Source organism: Roseibium aggregatum IAM 12614 (genome assembly GCF_000168975.1).
Classification (GTDB): Bacteria; Pseudomonadota; Alphaproteobacteria; order Rhizobiales; family Stappiaceae; genus Roseibium; species Roseibium aggregatum.
Window position 1 is genome coordinate 220,110 of the sequence record NZ_AAUW01000002.1, and the last position, 13,443, is coordinate 233,552.

Consider the following 13,443-nt stretch of genomic DNA (forward strand, 5'->3'; position numbering starts at 1 on the left):
CCGAGCTGGATGCATGCCGACACCTGAAACGAGCCTACGCCGGAAACTTCGCGCCCCATTTCTGCTGGCAGCAGGGCTGCTGGCAGCCGGAGTACTTTCCTCCGCGCCGTTGTCTCCGGCACAGGCCCAGGAGACGGCCCCAGAGAAGGCTCCAGAGAAGGCCGACACCAGCGAAACGACCGAAGATGGTGCAGCTGCCCCGGAAGCGGAAACGCCGAAAGGTGCGGACGGCAAGCCGTTGCCGGTCCTGATCGACGTCACGACCCAGAACAAGACGCTTCTGAGCATCGTCGACGCAGGCCCGCCAAAACTGGAAGAAGGGGACGTCGCGACCGCCGAGACCGCCTATGCCGCCTTCCAGCGCGGCTGGTTCCTGACCGCGCTCGGCCTGGCGACACCGCTCGCCGAAGACGGCGACAAGGCTGCTCAGGCGCTACTCGGTGTACTTCACGAAGCCGGGCTCGGCATTCACCAGGACAAGGCCAAGGCGGCCGACTGGTACAGCCTGGCCGCCGCCAAGGGCGACACCGGCTCCGCCATGCAGTTGGCCCAGCTCTATCTGCTGGGCACCGGCGTCGAGGTCGACAAGAAGAAGGCGGCTGATCTTTTCGAAGAAGCGGCGAATGCCGGCAATGCCTCCGCGCTCTACAATCTCGCCCTGCTCTACCAGGAAGGCGAAGGGCGCCCTTTCGATGAAAAGAAATCACGCGAGCTTCTGGAACAAGCGGCCAAGCTCAACGATCCCGAGGCTCAATATGCCCTCGGCCTCTCCTACCTCGAAGCGCAGACCGGACTGAACGATCCCGGGCTTGGCGCGTTCTGGCTTGGCCGCGCAGCTCGCCGCGGGCACACCTCTGCACAGGTCTATTATGGCATCCTGAGATTCCAGGGCAAAGGCGTGGACCCGAACGAGGCGGAAGCTGCGGACTGGTTCGAGCGTGCAGCGACCGCAGGCAACCCGGTCGCGATGAACCGGCTGGCGCGGGTCTATGCCTATGGCCGCGGACGGGAACAGGATTTCGCCGCCGCTGCCGGCTGGCACCTGATTGCCCGTACACTCGGCGTTTCGGATTTCTCACTCGACCGGATTATCGAGAGCCTGGACGAAACCACGATGGACGAAGCACGCAAGCTGGCCGAACAATATTCGGCCACATTGATGGCTCCGTCACAGGACCCCACCAAGGAATCGCCGTAAACCGCGCGCCGGCGCCCGGAATCGTAAGGATGTTTGCCTTTTTTCCTTGAACTCCACCGGCTTTTGTGGTGGACAGGCGCGAGCAAATTTCAGGCGCACCGGCGGCCCGCTGGTCACCGCCCTGCTACAGGTTCTGTTGAGTTTTGGAGTTTTGTTGCGATTTGGGTGGAAACCCCATCGAACGCGGCGGGTTTCCAATGGTCACCAGACCCTGAGATCCAAACAAATCAAACAGTCGGTCGTTCCATGAAAATCAACGGAAACGAAATAAAGCCCGGTAACGTGCTTCAGCACCAGGACACGCTTTGGGCGGTTGTCAAAGTCCAACACGTCAAGCCAGGCAAAGGCGGCGCCTTCGCACAGGTTGAAATGAAAAACCTGCTCGACGGCCGCAAGCTCAACGAGCGTTTCCGCTCCGAAGACAAGGTCGAGCGCGTCCGCCTGGAACAGAAAGACTTCCAGTATCTCTTCACCCAGGAAGACATGCTGATCTTCATGGACACGGAAACCTACGAGCAGCTTGAACTTCAGGCTGATTTCGTCGGCGACCGCGCCGCCTTCCTGCAGGACGGCATGATGGTGACCGTGGAACTGCACGAAGAGCGCCCGATCGGGATTACCCTGCCGCAGTTCGTAACCCTGGAAATCCGGGAAGCCGACGCAGTGGTGAAGGGCCAGACCCAGTCTTCGTCCTACAAGCCCGCGCTGATGGAAAACGGCGTGCGCGTCATGGTTCCGCCGTTCATCACGGCTGGCGAAAAGATCATCGTCGATACCGGCTCTCTGGAATACGTCCGCCGCGCGGACTGACCTCCGACTGGCAAGACTTCAAACTGGCGCGCCCGGATTTCGCCGGGCAGCGCCCAACAACAAGTGACGAACAATGGCCCGCACAGCTCTCCTCAACGTGATGGTTCAAGCCGCAACGAAAGCCGGACGCTCTCTGGTTCGCGATTTCGGTGAAGTTGAAAACCTTCAGGTATCCCGCAAGGGACCCGGCGACTTCGTCTCGGCAGCAGACCGCCGCGCCGAGGACATCGTGCGTGCCGAGCTGACCAAGGCCCGCCCGACCTTCGGTCTGGTGATGGAAGAAAGCGGCGAAGTCGAAGGGACGGACGGCCAGCACCGCTGGCATGTGGACCCGCTCGACGGCACCACCAACTTCCTGCACGGGATTCCGATCTTCGCCACCTCCATCGCACTGGAGCGGGCTGGCGAGATCGTTGCCGGTGTCATCTACAACCCGGTGATGGACGAGCTTTACACCGCAGAGCGCGGCCGCGGGGCCTTCCTCAACGACCGCCGCCTGCGCGTTGCCGGCCGCTCGGAACTGCATGAAATGGTGTTCGGCACCGGCCTTCCCTTCATCGGGACGGGTGACCATGGCCGCACCCTGCGCGAGCTGCGTTATATCATGCCGGAAGTGGCAGGCGTGCGCCGCTGCGGCGCTGCCGCGCTCGATCTGGCCTGGACCGCGTCCGGCCGCCTGGATGGCTTCTGGGAGCGCAACCTCAACACCTGGGACATCGCAGCAGGTCTCCTGATGGTTCGCGAAGCCGGTGGCTTCGTCAGCGATCTTCAGGGCAAGAACAAGATGCTGGAAAGCGGCGATGTGGTCGCCGGCAACGAAGACGCCCACAAATATCTGCTGCAGCTTCTGAAAAAGGCGGCAACCCCGGCTCAGGGCTGATTGCTTCCGGAATTTCTGCCATGAGTGGCGGCCCGTCTTTGGAGACGGGCCCTATGGGCCACCTGAAAACGGGAGTGCCCTTTGGATAAGCCATCCGATTTCGGGCTTTCCAGACTTTATTCGGGCCTCTTCGGCAATTCGAGGTTTCCAAGCCGTTAAAAATCACGCTATCAATCAGTTACGTCCAATTCAGGTGATTGATAACGCAATATGGCCCGTGAATTCGACCCCTACAGCCTGTCCAGTCCGCGGGCCTATCTGACCTTCATGATCATCTTCCTGGTGATCGTTGCCTTCATCGCCTTCATCCTGTTCCCGCAGATATCGACGGCTTTCATGAGCAACCCGGGTCTGAATGGCCTGATCGTGCTTGTTGGCGTGTTCGGTGTGCTGCTGCTCTTCGGCCGCGTGATCCGCCTGTTCCCGGAAATCTCCTGGGTCAACAGTTTCCGGATCGGCGACCCGGGCCTCGACACGCGTTCGCCGGTGCTGCTGGCACCGATGGCAGCCCTGCTCGGCAACAAGTCCGGCGACATGGCCCTGACGCCGACCACTGCCCGGTCGATCCTCGATTCCATCGGCATGCGCCTTGAGGAAAGTCGCGAGATGTCGCGCTACCTCACCGGCCTTCTGGTGTTCCTCGGCCTGCTCGGTACCTTCTGGGGCCTGCTCCAGACTGTCAGCTCGGTCGGCGCCACCATCCAGTCGCTCGACGTCGGCTCGGGCGACGCCAACGTCATCTTCGAGGACCTGAAAGCGGGCCTGGAAGCGCCGCTCTCCGGCATGGGCACGGCCTTCTCGTCCTCGCTGTTCGGTCTCACGGGCTCGCTGGTGCTGGGCTTCCTGGATCTGCAGGCCGGCCAGGCGCAGAACCGATTCTACAACGAACTGGAAGACTGGCTCTCCACGGTCACCGACATTGATCCGGAAGAAAGCCTGTTCAACGCACCCGATTCTCCGGGCGTCGAACAGATACAGGCCTCGATCTCCGCCTTGCAGAAAAGCGTCGAGGAAGGTGGCAGCAAGAATGCCAACCAGGCCATGGCCAATCTTGCGGAAGGCATCCAGGGCCTCGTCAAACATGTGCGCTCCGAACAGCAGATGATGCGCGACTGGGCCGAGGCCCAGGGCGAACAGCAAAAGCGCATCGAAGGCTCCTGTCGTCGATCGCCGCGGCCTTCGACCGCGCGAAGGAGTAAACGATGGCCGGACTGGCAGCATTACGCGCCCGCCGCAGGCCCAGTCGACCGACTACTGGCCCGGCTTCGTCGACGCCATGGCGACGCTGCTGCTCGTCATCATCTTTCTGCTGTCCATCTTCATGATCGCGCAGTTCTTCCTGTCGCAGCAGCTTTCGGGACGCGACACGGTTCTGAACCGGCTCAACGCCCAGATCAGCGAGCTCACCGAGCTTCTTGCGCTGGAGCGCGCCAATTCCGGCGAACTGGAAGACACCATCCTCGGCCTGCAGGCCAGCCTCTCCGATGCAGAGGCCGAACAGACCCGTCTGCTCGGTCTTCTGGAAAACAGTTCCGGTGCAGCCGATGCCGCCGGCGGACGCGCCTCGCAGCTTGAAAACCTGCTCGACGACGAACGCCAGATCAGCCAGGAGGCCCTTGCGCAGGTCGAGCTGCTCAACCAGCAGATCGCGGCACTGCGCCGCCAGATTGCGGCCGCCAACGCCGCCCTTGAAGCATCCGAGGCAAAGGAAGCCGACAGCCAGGCCAAGATTGCGAGCCTCGGCAAAAGGTTGAACGCCGCGCTGGTGCAGCGCGTGCAGGAACTGTCGCGCTACCGCTCGGACTTCTTCGGCCGCCTGCGTGAGATCCTGTCCCAGCGCTCCGACATCTCCGTTGTCGGCGACCGGTTCGTGTTTCAGTCCGAAGTGCTGTTCGACAGCGGCCAGGAAGACATCAATCCGGAAGGCCGGCAGGAGCTCGACAAGCTCGCAGACGCCATCCAGGAACTCAGCGCCCAGATCCCCGACGAGATCAACTGGGTGCTGCGTGTCGACGGCCACACCGACGCCCGCCCGCTGTCGGGCACCGGGCGCTTGCGCAACAACTGGGAACTTTCCGCAGCCCGCGCCATTTCCGTGGTCCGCTACCTGATCGAACGTGGCGTCGATCCCAAGCGGCTTGTCGCGGCCGGTTTCGGCGAATTCCAGCCGCTGGAAGAAGGCGACACGCAGGAAGCCCTTGCCAAGAACCGCCGGATCGAACTGAAGCTGACGGAACGCTGAGCATCGCCTCACGTCAACGAAGCCTGACCAGGTCGCGCGGCATCCCCATCTGATCCGACATGCTGCTTGACTTTTCCGCCCTCAGACGGACTTTTCAAACGCATGCAGATCCTCAAAGGCCATTGGCAGCTCATTCTGATCACGGCGGTCATGTTCCTTTTCTGGAACACGATCTTTGTTGTGCCTCTGAAGATCCTGATCGTCTATCTGCATGAGCTTTCCCATGCGCTTGCCGCACTTCTGACCGGCGGCTCAGTGGAGGAGATCTCGCTCTCGCCCTGGCAAGGCGGTCATGCGATCACGCGTGGCGGCAGCCGTTTCCTGACGCTGACTGCGGGCTATCTCGGCTCCCTTACCATCGGCATGGCGCTGTTGATGATCGCGCTGAAGACAGATGCGGACCGCATTGTGCTGGGGCTGCTCGGCGCCTTCACCTTGCTGGTTGCCCTGCTTTATATTCGCGATCTCTTCGCCCTCGCCTTCTGCATCGGCACAGGTATAGCCATGCTGGCGGCTGCAAGGTATCTCAGTGTCACGGTCAACGACCTGATCCTGCGCGTCATCGGCCTGACCAGCATTCTCTATGTGCCCTTCGACATCTTCGACGATACCATCCGCCGCTCGGGCGCCCGTTCGGACGCTTACATGCTGGCGGAAGAGTTCGGCGGCCCCACCATTTTCTGGGGCGGGCTGTGGCTGCTGGCAAGCCTTGCCATCATCTACCTCTGCCTGAGGCACGGTCTCGGCAACAGCAGCAACGTGGATTTCGGAAAGCGCGTTCAAAAAGGCTAGCATTTGCCGCTTGACCTTACGGCCTGCAAGGGCTGTCCTATAGGCGCACCATCCTTCCCGGAGACCGCCATGCTGGACCTTCGCCCCAACTGTGAATGCTGCAACAAGGATCTTCCGCCGCATTCGGAAGAGGCCTTCATCTGTACCTTCGAATGCACGTTCTGTGCGGACTGCGCCCGAAACGTACTGCAGGGCACCTGCCCCAACTGCGGCGGTAATTTTCAGCAGCGCCCGATCCGGCCAGCTGGAGCCCTTTTACGCCATCCTGCTTCCACGCAGCGGATCTACAAACCGGAAGGCTGTGGTCAGAACACCTAGAGCCTCGCTCTAGAGCAAGTTGCCCCCGACGAAGATCACCAGAAGGCCCGCGCCGCCTGCAGCCAGTTTCTGCAGGGGCTTCCTGAAGCCGATGACCCCGAAGGATACGAGGCCCAGGCCAAGGCCGATCTTGACCGCGGCAAGCAACGCCGGCAGCGGACGGGCGGCAAGTTCCAGCACCGCCGGATTGGCCACCATGGCCAGCGGGATGATGTAAAGACCGATACCGAGCGCCATGGCAGAAAGCGCAACCTTCAGCCAGTTCTCGCCAATCATACCCGCGGCAATGAAGACCGCGCCGCAGACCGGCGGTGTGATGGTCGACAGCAGTGCGAACCAGAAAACGAACAGATGCGCCTGCAAGGGCTCCAGCCCCTGCTGCATCAAGGCCGGTCCGGCAACGGAAACGCAGATCACATAGGCAGCAGTCGTCGGCACTTCCATGCCCAGGATCAGACAGGCGAGCGCGGTCAGGAACAGGGACGGCCACAGATAGCCGCCGGATCCGGACAGGATCAGCGACGTGATCTTGACGCCGAGGCCCGTGATCGCCAGCACGCCGACGATGATCGAGGCGCATACGATGATCGAGGCGATGACCGACACCTGGCGGGCAGAGTTCAGAACCGCGTTCTCCAGCCGAAGCAGAATTTCCTTTATCGAAAAGGTGCCACGGGCGTTGAAAAACAGCAGCGCGAAGCCGGCCAGAATGGCAATGCAGGCGGCATATTGCGGTGTGTAGCGCGCAACGAACATGCCCCACAGAAGCACGGTAAACGGCACCAGGAAGAAGGCGGAGGTGATAATCACCTGGCGCGCCTTCGGCTGGTCTTCCCGGTCGATCCCGGCAAGGTCATAGCGCTTGGCATAGGCATTGATGCCCACCCAGACCGCGAAGAAATAGAGAACTGCGGGCAGCAGCGCCGCGGCCATGATCTGGGTGTAGGGCACCCGTGTCAGCTCCACCATGACGAAGGCCCCCGCCCCCATCAGAGGCGGCATGATCTGGCCGCCGGAAGAGGCGACCGCCTCGACGGCTGCCGCCAGCTTCTTCGGGTAGCCGAGCCGCGTCATGGCCGGCAGGGTGATTGCACCCGTGGAGGCCACATTGGCCGAAGCTGACCCGGAAATGGAGCCAAACAGTGCCGAGGAGAGAACCGACACCTTGGCCGCCCCACCCTTCAACCGCCCGGCTGCTGCGGCGGCGACATTCATGAACCCCTGTCCGGCTTCCCCGGCGTTCAGAACCGCGCCGAAAATAACGAAAATCGCGACCACGCCCACCGAGACACCGGTCAGGCTGCCCCAGACACCGCCTTCGGCAATGGTCAGCGTGCCGAGAAAGCTGGCAAGCGGTGTGCCGGAATGGCCGAACTCACCCGGAATGTGCTGACCGAACATGCCGTAGGCCAGTGTCAGCGCGGCGACCACCGGCAGCGGCCAGCCGATTGCGCGGCGCGCGCCTTCAAGCACGACCAGCAGCAGGACGCCGGCCAACCAGAACTGAAAGTCGCCTTCCAGAAAACCGTATTGATCGGAGAGCGCGGACTGGTTTACCGCGATCCACAGGCAGACGGCCACACCTGCAACACACAGGATTGCCCCGCTGGCACGCGTGACGAAGCCACCTTTGGCGAAGACGAAGATCCACGGCAGAGCCAGTGCAAGATGAAGCGGGCGGCTGACGAGGTTGGGTACCAATCCTGAGAAGACCAGCCCGAGATGGAATACGACAAGCGCCGTTGCAAGAAGAAGCATGGCCATTCGCTGGAAGGGCGATGTCGCGGTGTCACCACTGATCATGGGCAGGTAATCTATCTGGTTGCGCAGCTCATCGGCCGAAAGGAGCGACAAGCCACTGCACGGTTTCAATCTGTCAGAGCGCTCTTCTGCGCAAGGCAGGAAGCTGATGCTTGTGGACAGTCCTGGAATGGCCCGGCGGATGATTTCCTCCGGCCCCTTATATCTTCTCGAACGATAAAGGGGCGCCACTTTCCGGCAGATCCTGCCATGGCGCCCCACATCCGCTCTTGAAACTTATTTCTGGGCGTCGGTCAACTCGATGCCGGCTTCCTCATAGTAGCGCGCAGCACCGGGATGGATCTTGCCGGTGATGTTGGCCATCAGCGCCTGATCGACACCGTTCCACCACGGGGCTTCTTCCCCCATCTTGGCTTTTTCTTCCCAGAAGGTCTTGGTCAGCGCATAGGCCGTATCGTCGTCCATGGCACTGGTCGTATAGGCGACAACCGGCAGCGACGTGGTGACGATGTCCTCGGCCTGACCGGCATAGGTCCCGGCCGGAATGACCAGCTTGGACCGCTTGGTTTCGGCAATCTGATCGTCGCTGAGCGAAAGCACCGTCACGTCCGCTGAGGCAGCAGCCTCGATGACATTGGGCGCGGGCCAGGAACCGGCAGTCACGAACCCATCGATCTGGCCGTTCTTGAGCGCGGCAACGGCGTTGGAAAGTTCCGCGTCAGCGATGTTCACCTTGCCGTCGAGACCGAACATCTTCAGATACTTTTCACCTTCCGTCGCACCGAAAGAGCCCTTGCCGAGCAGGATCGTCTTGCCTTCCATCCCGGCAAAGTCGGTCACACCACTGTCGGCCGACATGACGAAATGCATGGTCAGCGAAGGGATCGGGAACAGAGCGCGGATTTCGTCGAACTTCGGATCGCCCTTGCCTTCGAACATGGCCTTGCCGCCCTGGGCGAGGGAAACGAGCGCAGGCGGCGTCGTGAACACATAGTCTCCACCGCGCGCCTTGGCTTCCATGACGTTCTGAACGGAGCCCTGGCTTTCTTCCACGGTGACGATCATGTCGCCGTTGCTGCCGGCCTTGATGGCTTCCGCGATCTGGACGCCCATCTGGTAGTAGGAAGACCCGGTCTTGGCGGATTTATAAGTGATCCGTGTTTCGGCATGGGCCTGGAACGTGCCAAGCGCAAGGGTCAGACCAAAGGCAAGTTTCAAAAATGTGTTTGTCATGAGCGTCTCCCGAATTTTTCAGGAAGACTATTGTGTGATCCTCAGCGTGGCAACGCGTTTTCATATGATCTGGGTACGCCTCACAACGAAATTTCGGCCACGCCACACGCTGGACGGGCAAGCCGGAAACCTACGCCCGGCAGGTCAAACAAAAACCGCCGGCTGATCCCAGCCGGCGGTTTAAAAATCTGCTGAAAGCGGGAAGCGATCAGCGGTTTTCGTCGTCTTCCTCGTCTTCGTCCTGAGCTTCGCTCTTCAGCGAGTTCAGTTTGGCGAACACGGCGTCGGCGTCGATTTCTTCTTCTTCCTCACGCTGGATCGGCTTGGACGGATCAAGCGAGAAAGCAGCCGCGATGGCGTCTTCGCTGGTGCTGTCTTCGACAGACATCAGGGTCTCGTTCAGTTCGCCTGCCGTCGGCAACGGAGCGTTCTTCGCCGCCTTTTCGACTTCCATGTCCAGCTCGAGCTGGCTGCACAGACCCAGCGTGACCGGGTCGGACGGTGTCAGATTGGCGGAGTTCCAGTGAGTCCGGTCGCGGATGGCGGCAATCGTCGGCTTGGTGGTGCCGACAAGACGCATGATCTGCGCGTCCTTCAGTTCCGGATGGTTGCGCACCAGCCACAGGATCGCATTCGGACGGTCCTGACGGCGGGACACAGGCGTATACCGCGGTCCCTTGCGCTTGGATTCAGGCACGACCACCTTCGATCCCTGCAGCTTAAGCTGATAGTTCGGGTCTCGCTGAGCCTTTTCGACTTCTTCACGGGAAAGCTGGCCGGTCAGGATCGGGTCAAGGCCCTTGATCCCCTGCGCGGCTTCGCCATCGGCAATGGCCTTCACTTCAAGCGGATGCAGTTTGCAGAAGGAGGCGATCTGAGTGAAACTCAGCGCGGTATTGTCCACGAGCCAGACGGCGGTTGCCTTCGGCATAAGCGGCGTGTTCGCCATCAGATAAATTCCTCTCGTCTGCTCCCTCGCCTGGCAGGGCGAAAAAGCGGTGTTCCTTGATCAGTTTCCTGGAAAGTGGGCGGAATATATGTCGAAAAACTCCGAAACGCAAATACTCGCGTAACAATCGTTCGGACAAGGGTATCCCTGCGGCATCAGACATCTACTGTCAGGACGATTTTACCAATATGACCAGAGCCTTCCATGCGCCGATGGGCTTCGGCAGCCTCGGCCAAGGGATAGGTGGAATCCATCACCGGAGCGACTTTTCCCGATTCGAGAAGAGGCAGGACTTTTTCCTTGAGACTTTCCCCGATCGCCGTCTTGAAGGCATCGCTGCGCGGGCGCAGCGTCGATCCGGTATGGGTCAGGCGTTTGACCATCAGGCGGGAGAAATTGACGTTCTCCGCAATGCCGTTCAGCGTCGCGATCTGGCAGATGCGCCCTTCAATGGCCGCCGCCTTCCAGTTCCGCTCGACGTAGTCTCCGCCGACCATATCCAGGATAACGTTGACGCCTTCGCCGCCGGTGATCTCCAGGATCACCTTTTCGAACTCTTCCTCACGATAGTTGATGGCATGGTCCGCGCCGAGCTTTCGCACCGCTTCAACCTTTTCAGCCGACCCGACGGTGGTGAAGACTTCCGCGCCGAATGCCTTGGCGAGCTGGATCGCCGTCGTGCCGATGCCTGACGTCCCACCATGCACCAGGAAGCGCTCGCCGCTCTTCAGGCCGCAGCGATCGAACACATTCGTCCAGACGGTGAAGAAAGTTTCCGGAACAGCTGCAGCCTCCACCATGGAGAACCCCTTGGGAACAGGCAAGGCATGGCCTTCGGGAGCCTTGCAGTAGGTTGCATAACCGCCACCTGGCGTCAGTGCCATCACCTTGTCGCCGATCTTGTGACGCGTGGCGCCCTCGCCAAGAGCGACCACTTCGCCCGAGACTTCGAGCCCCGGCAGGTCTGACGCCCCCTTGGGCGGCGGATAGGCACCCTTGCGCTGCAGGACATCCGGACGGTTGACGCCGGCGGCGGCCACCTTGATCAGGATCTCACCCTGTCCCAATTCGGGAATGGAGCGCTCCTCAGCGCGCAGAACGTCCGGCTCCCCCGGCTCTGAAATGGCAACCGCGGTCATACGATCCGGCAGATTCTGCATGGGGACGTTTCCTTTTTGGTTCATATTGGGACTGGCTAGGCCAACTGTGCCTGGCATATGGTAAACCGAGTGTCAGTCTATTTGCAGGAAAACGGCCCGGAGAGGCAACCCGCCCGGCCCCACTCGAAATCACGGCCGGAAACGCAGCCAGCCCCTTTCCTGGCGCCGCAGTGGAGGAAACTGATGAGCCTGTTTGATGAAGATCTCCCCAATAAATCACCACCGGGCACTGTTGCCGTTGGGGAAGATCTGTCGCGCCTTTCCGAGACGGAGCTGGAAGAACGGATCGAAGCTCTGAGGGGGGAAATTAACCGTACCCAGAAGGAGCTTGAGCAACGCAGCACTATTCGCGATGCCGCCAACTCAATTTTCCAGAAGTGATCCTGTAAATTATTACAGTTATTGAGTTTATGTCCTTGTCTGGCACGCACTTACAGTAATGCCGATAGGTAAAAATTTACTCGTTTACCTGTTATTAATCTTTCCAAATTATAAACAGAGGTATCCAGTCATCTGGATGTGAGTGGCTCCTGTCCACTCTGTTTGACGCCTCCCTGTTAAAGACTCAGAGCCGCAACCAAGCGGCTCTTTTTTTTGCTGCCGCCTCATAGTATCTTGTCAATGTTCTGGTTAATGGCCGTTTACTTGTCTGATTGGCACGCGCTTTGCTGGATACAGGCCATGAAGACCTGCATCGTTCCAAAAAGGAACATCTGAAACGGGATGTCATATCCCGGGACAGACCAGAAGAGATGCCAGGATAACCGGAAGAGTAATTGAGGCTTAGCAATCCTATGACGGACGACATCAAAAAAGCCGGTGAAACAGGCAGCGCAGTTCACATCGCGCATCATCTTGCCAGCTCCGACAGTTTCCAGAACCTGTTCCAGGAAGGCATGTCGCTGGTCGAGGAAACCGCGATGTACCTGGATGGCAACGGTCGCGAAGAAGCCAAGCAGCTTCCGCGCCCCGCCTCTCTGGCCTATGCGACTGAATCCATGCGCCTGACAACCCGGCTCATGCAGCTCGCCTCCTGGCTGCTGTTGCAGCGTGCCGTCAACGAGGGCGAAATGTCCCGCGAGCAGGCCGGCAGCGAGAAGAACAAGGTTCGCCTCGACAAGCTGTCCACCGCCGCAGGCGGCCCGACCTGGAATGATCTGCCGGAGACACTGCGCGAACTGGTCGAGCGCTCCTCCCGCTTGCAGGAACGCGTCGTCCACCTCGACAAGATGCTGTACCGCAAGGACGCCGAGCAGGTCGAGGAAGCCACCAACGACAACCCGGTCGCATCCCAGATCGACAAGCTGCACGCAGCATTCGGCAAGTTCGGCTAAGACCGCTCAGCCGCTCTCGAATTCGAAAAGCCGCCGCAAGGCGGCTTTTTTGTATTGGGTGAGCCTGCGCAGGATGTCAGTAAAGCCATAGGTGACGCCCCGAGAAGCGAAGCGTAGATCCGAAGCCTACTCGCAAGGCCGAGTACCGAAGCGCCAAGGTTTACTGATGAAGGTCAACACGCTCCAATTTTCTGGCCAGGTCTCTAGCTAGGTCTCTGGCCAGCTCTCTGGAAACGAGTAGCCCCCAGGTCCGCGATACTCGCCCAGGATGACACTATACTTGCTGCGCTTCCTGCGGCCCCAAACACAAAAAACCCGGCCAGAGGCCGGGTCTTTCGTTTGAAGCTGTCGTGGCGGAGGCTTAGGAGCCCAGGAAGCCAGCGAACTTGTTCTTGAAGCGGGACACGCGGCCGCCACGGTCCATCAGCTGACGGTCGCCACCGGTCCATGCCGGGTGGGACGTCGGATCGATGTCGAGCGTCAGGGTGTCGCCTTCCGCACCATAGGTGGAGCGGGTGGTGTATTCGGTGCCATCGGTCATGACGACCTTGATGGTGTGGTAGTCGGGATGAATATCCGCTTTCATGGCCGGTCCTTTCAAGCGCCCTGTGACAACCTTCCGGGAAAGCCGCCAAGCAAACGCAAAACGAAATGAGGGGCCGCCGATCCGGTTGCGGACGCCGCCCTCAGAAACATGAGGCGGGGATATACCTCATGGTGGAGGCCAAGACAAGGGGCAAATTCCCGCAATTTCCTGCTATGTCCA

14 protein-coding genes are annotated in these 13,443 nt (G+C 60.4%); 8 read left to right on the plus strand and 6 right to left on the minus strand.

The features are described 5' to 3' along the window. The first annotated feature begins 13 nt into the window (after nucleotides 1–13). The 3 genes from SIAM614_RS03525 to SIAM614_RS03535 all read left to right on the plus strand — a co-directional run bounded on the left by SIAM614_RS03525 (nucleotide 14) and on the right by SIAM614_RS03535 (nucleotide 2,888). On the plus strand, nucleotides 14–1,198 hold the full coding sequence (locus SIAM614_RS03525) for a tetratricopeptide repeat protein (protein WP_006932136.1): 1,185 nt from the start codon (nucleotides 14–16) through the stop codon (nucleotides 1,196–1,198). A 246-nt stretch (nucleotides 1,199–1,444) separates the two neighbouring features. Further along, complete coding sequence (efp, locus tag SIAM614_RS03530) at nucleotides 1,445–2,008, plus strand: elongation factor P (protein WP_006932138.1); 564 nt, start codon at nucleotides 1,445–1,447, stop codon at nucleotides 2,006–2,008. A 73-nt stretch (nucleotides 2,009–2,081) separates the two neighbouring features. Next, complete coding sequence (locus tag SIAM614_RS03535) at nucleotides 2,082–2,888, plus strand: inositol monophosphatase family protein (protein ID WP_006932140.1); 807 nt, start codon at nucleotides 2,082–2,084, stop codon at nucleotides 2,886–2,888. 189 nt (nucleotides 2,889–3,077) lie between these two features. On the opposite strand, the gene SIAM614_RS33500 is transcribed toward SIAM614_RS03535, so the two are convergent. Next, nucleotides 3,078–4,109, minus strand: a complete 1,032-nt coding sequence (locus SIAM614_RS33500; protein WP_157139660.1) for a hypothetical protein — start codon at nucleotides 4,107–4,109, stop codon at nucleotides 3,078–3,080. Nucleotides 4,110–4,164: 55 nt separating this feature from the next. Here SIAM614_RS33500 and SIAM614_RS03545 point away from each other — a divergent pair, with 55 nt between their 5' ends. The 3 genes from SIAM614_RS03545 (at nucleotide 4,165) to SIAM614_RS03555 (ending at nucleotide 6,240) form a co-directional block, all read left to right on the plus strand. Further along, nucleotides 4,165–5,130, plus strand: a complete 966-nt coding sequence (locus tag SIAM614_RS03545) for a peptidoglycan -binding protein (protein ID WP_006932144.1) — start codon at nucleotides 4,165–4,167, stop codon at nucleotides 5,128–5,130. Nucleotides 5,131–5,232: 102 nt separating this feature from the next. After that, complete coding sequence (locus SIAM614_RS03550; protein WP_006932145.1) at nucleotides 5,233–5,922, plus strand: M50 family metallopeptidase; 690 nt, start codon at nucleotides 5,233–5,235, stop codon at nucleotides 5,920–5,922. Nucleotides 5,923–5,991: 69 nt separating this feature from the next. Then, on the plus strand, nucleotides 5,992–6,240 hold the full coding sequence (locus SIAM614_RS03555; protein WP_006932146.1) for a DUF1272 domain-containing protein: 249 nt from the start codon (nucleotides 5,992–5,994) through the stop codon (nucleotides 6,238–6,240). 9 nt (nucleotides 6,241–6,249) lie between these two features. Here the strand turns inward: SIAM614_RS03555 and SIAM614_RS03560 are convergent, their stop codons facing one another. From SIAM614_RS03560 to SIAM614_RS03575, 4 genes are all read right to left on the minus strand, one after another. Continuing rightward, nucleotides 6,250–7,998 (minus strand): TRAP transporter permease, encoded by a 1,749-nt coding sequence (locus tag SIAM614_RS03560; protein ID WP_157139675.1) that lies wholly within the window; start codon nucleotides 7,996–7,998, stop codon nucleotides 6,250–6,252. Between the two features lie 279 nt (nucleotides 7,999–8,277). Beyond that, complete coding sequence (locus tag SIAM614_RS03565) at nucleotides 8,278–9,234, minus strand: TAXI family TRAP transporter solute-binding subunit (protein ID WP_006932148.1); 957 nt, start codon at nucleotides 9,232–9,234, stop codon at nucleotides 8,278–8,280. Between the two features lie 208 nt (nucleotides 9,235–9,442). Further along, complete coding sequence (locus SIAM614_RS03570) at nucleotides 9,443–10,183, minus strand: DUF1013 domain-containing protein (RefSeq protein ID WP_006932149.1); 741 nt, start codon at nucleotides 10,181–10,183, stop codon at nucleotides 9,443–9,445. A 155-nt stretch (nucleotides 10,184–10,338) separates the two neighbouring features. Next, the gene (locus SIAM614_RS03575; RefSeq protein ID WP_006932151.1) at nucleotides 10,339–11,343 is read right to left on the minus strand and encodes an NAD(P)H-quinone oxidoreductase; all 1,005 of its coding nucleotides are present in this window, start codon (nucleotides 11,341–11,343) and stop codon (nucleotides 10,339–10,341) included. A gap of 183 nt (nucleotides 11,344–11,526) precedes the next feature. Here SIAM614_RS03575 and SIAM614_RS31860 point away from each other — a divergent pair, with 183 nt between their 5' ends. Then, nucleotides 11,527–11,724, plus strand: a complete 198-nt coding sequence (locus SIAM614_RS31860) for a DUF1192 domain-containing protein (RefSeq protein ID WP_040439047.1) — start codon at nucleotides 11,527–11,529, stop codon at nucleotides 11,722–11,724. Nucleotides 11,725–12,137: 413 nt separating this feature from the next. Next, a complete protein-coding gene (gene rcdA / locus SIAM614_RS03585; RefSeq protein ID WP_006932155.1) occupies nucleotides 12,138–12,677 on the plus strand; it encodes a protease adaptor protein RcdA in 540 nt (179 codons plus the stop codon). Between the two features lie 361 nt (nucleotides 12,678–13,038). On the opposite strand, the gene rpmE is transcribed toward rcdA, so the two are convergent. Beyond that, entirely contained in the window at nucleotides 13,039–13,263 is a 225-nt protein-coding gene (gene rpmE / locus SIAM614_RS03590) for a 50S ribosomal protein L31 (RefSeq protein WP_006932159.1), read from the minus strand. Nucleotides 13,264–13,443: the final 180 nt, after the last annotated feature.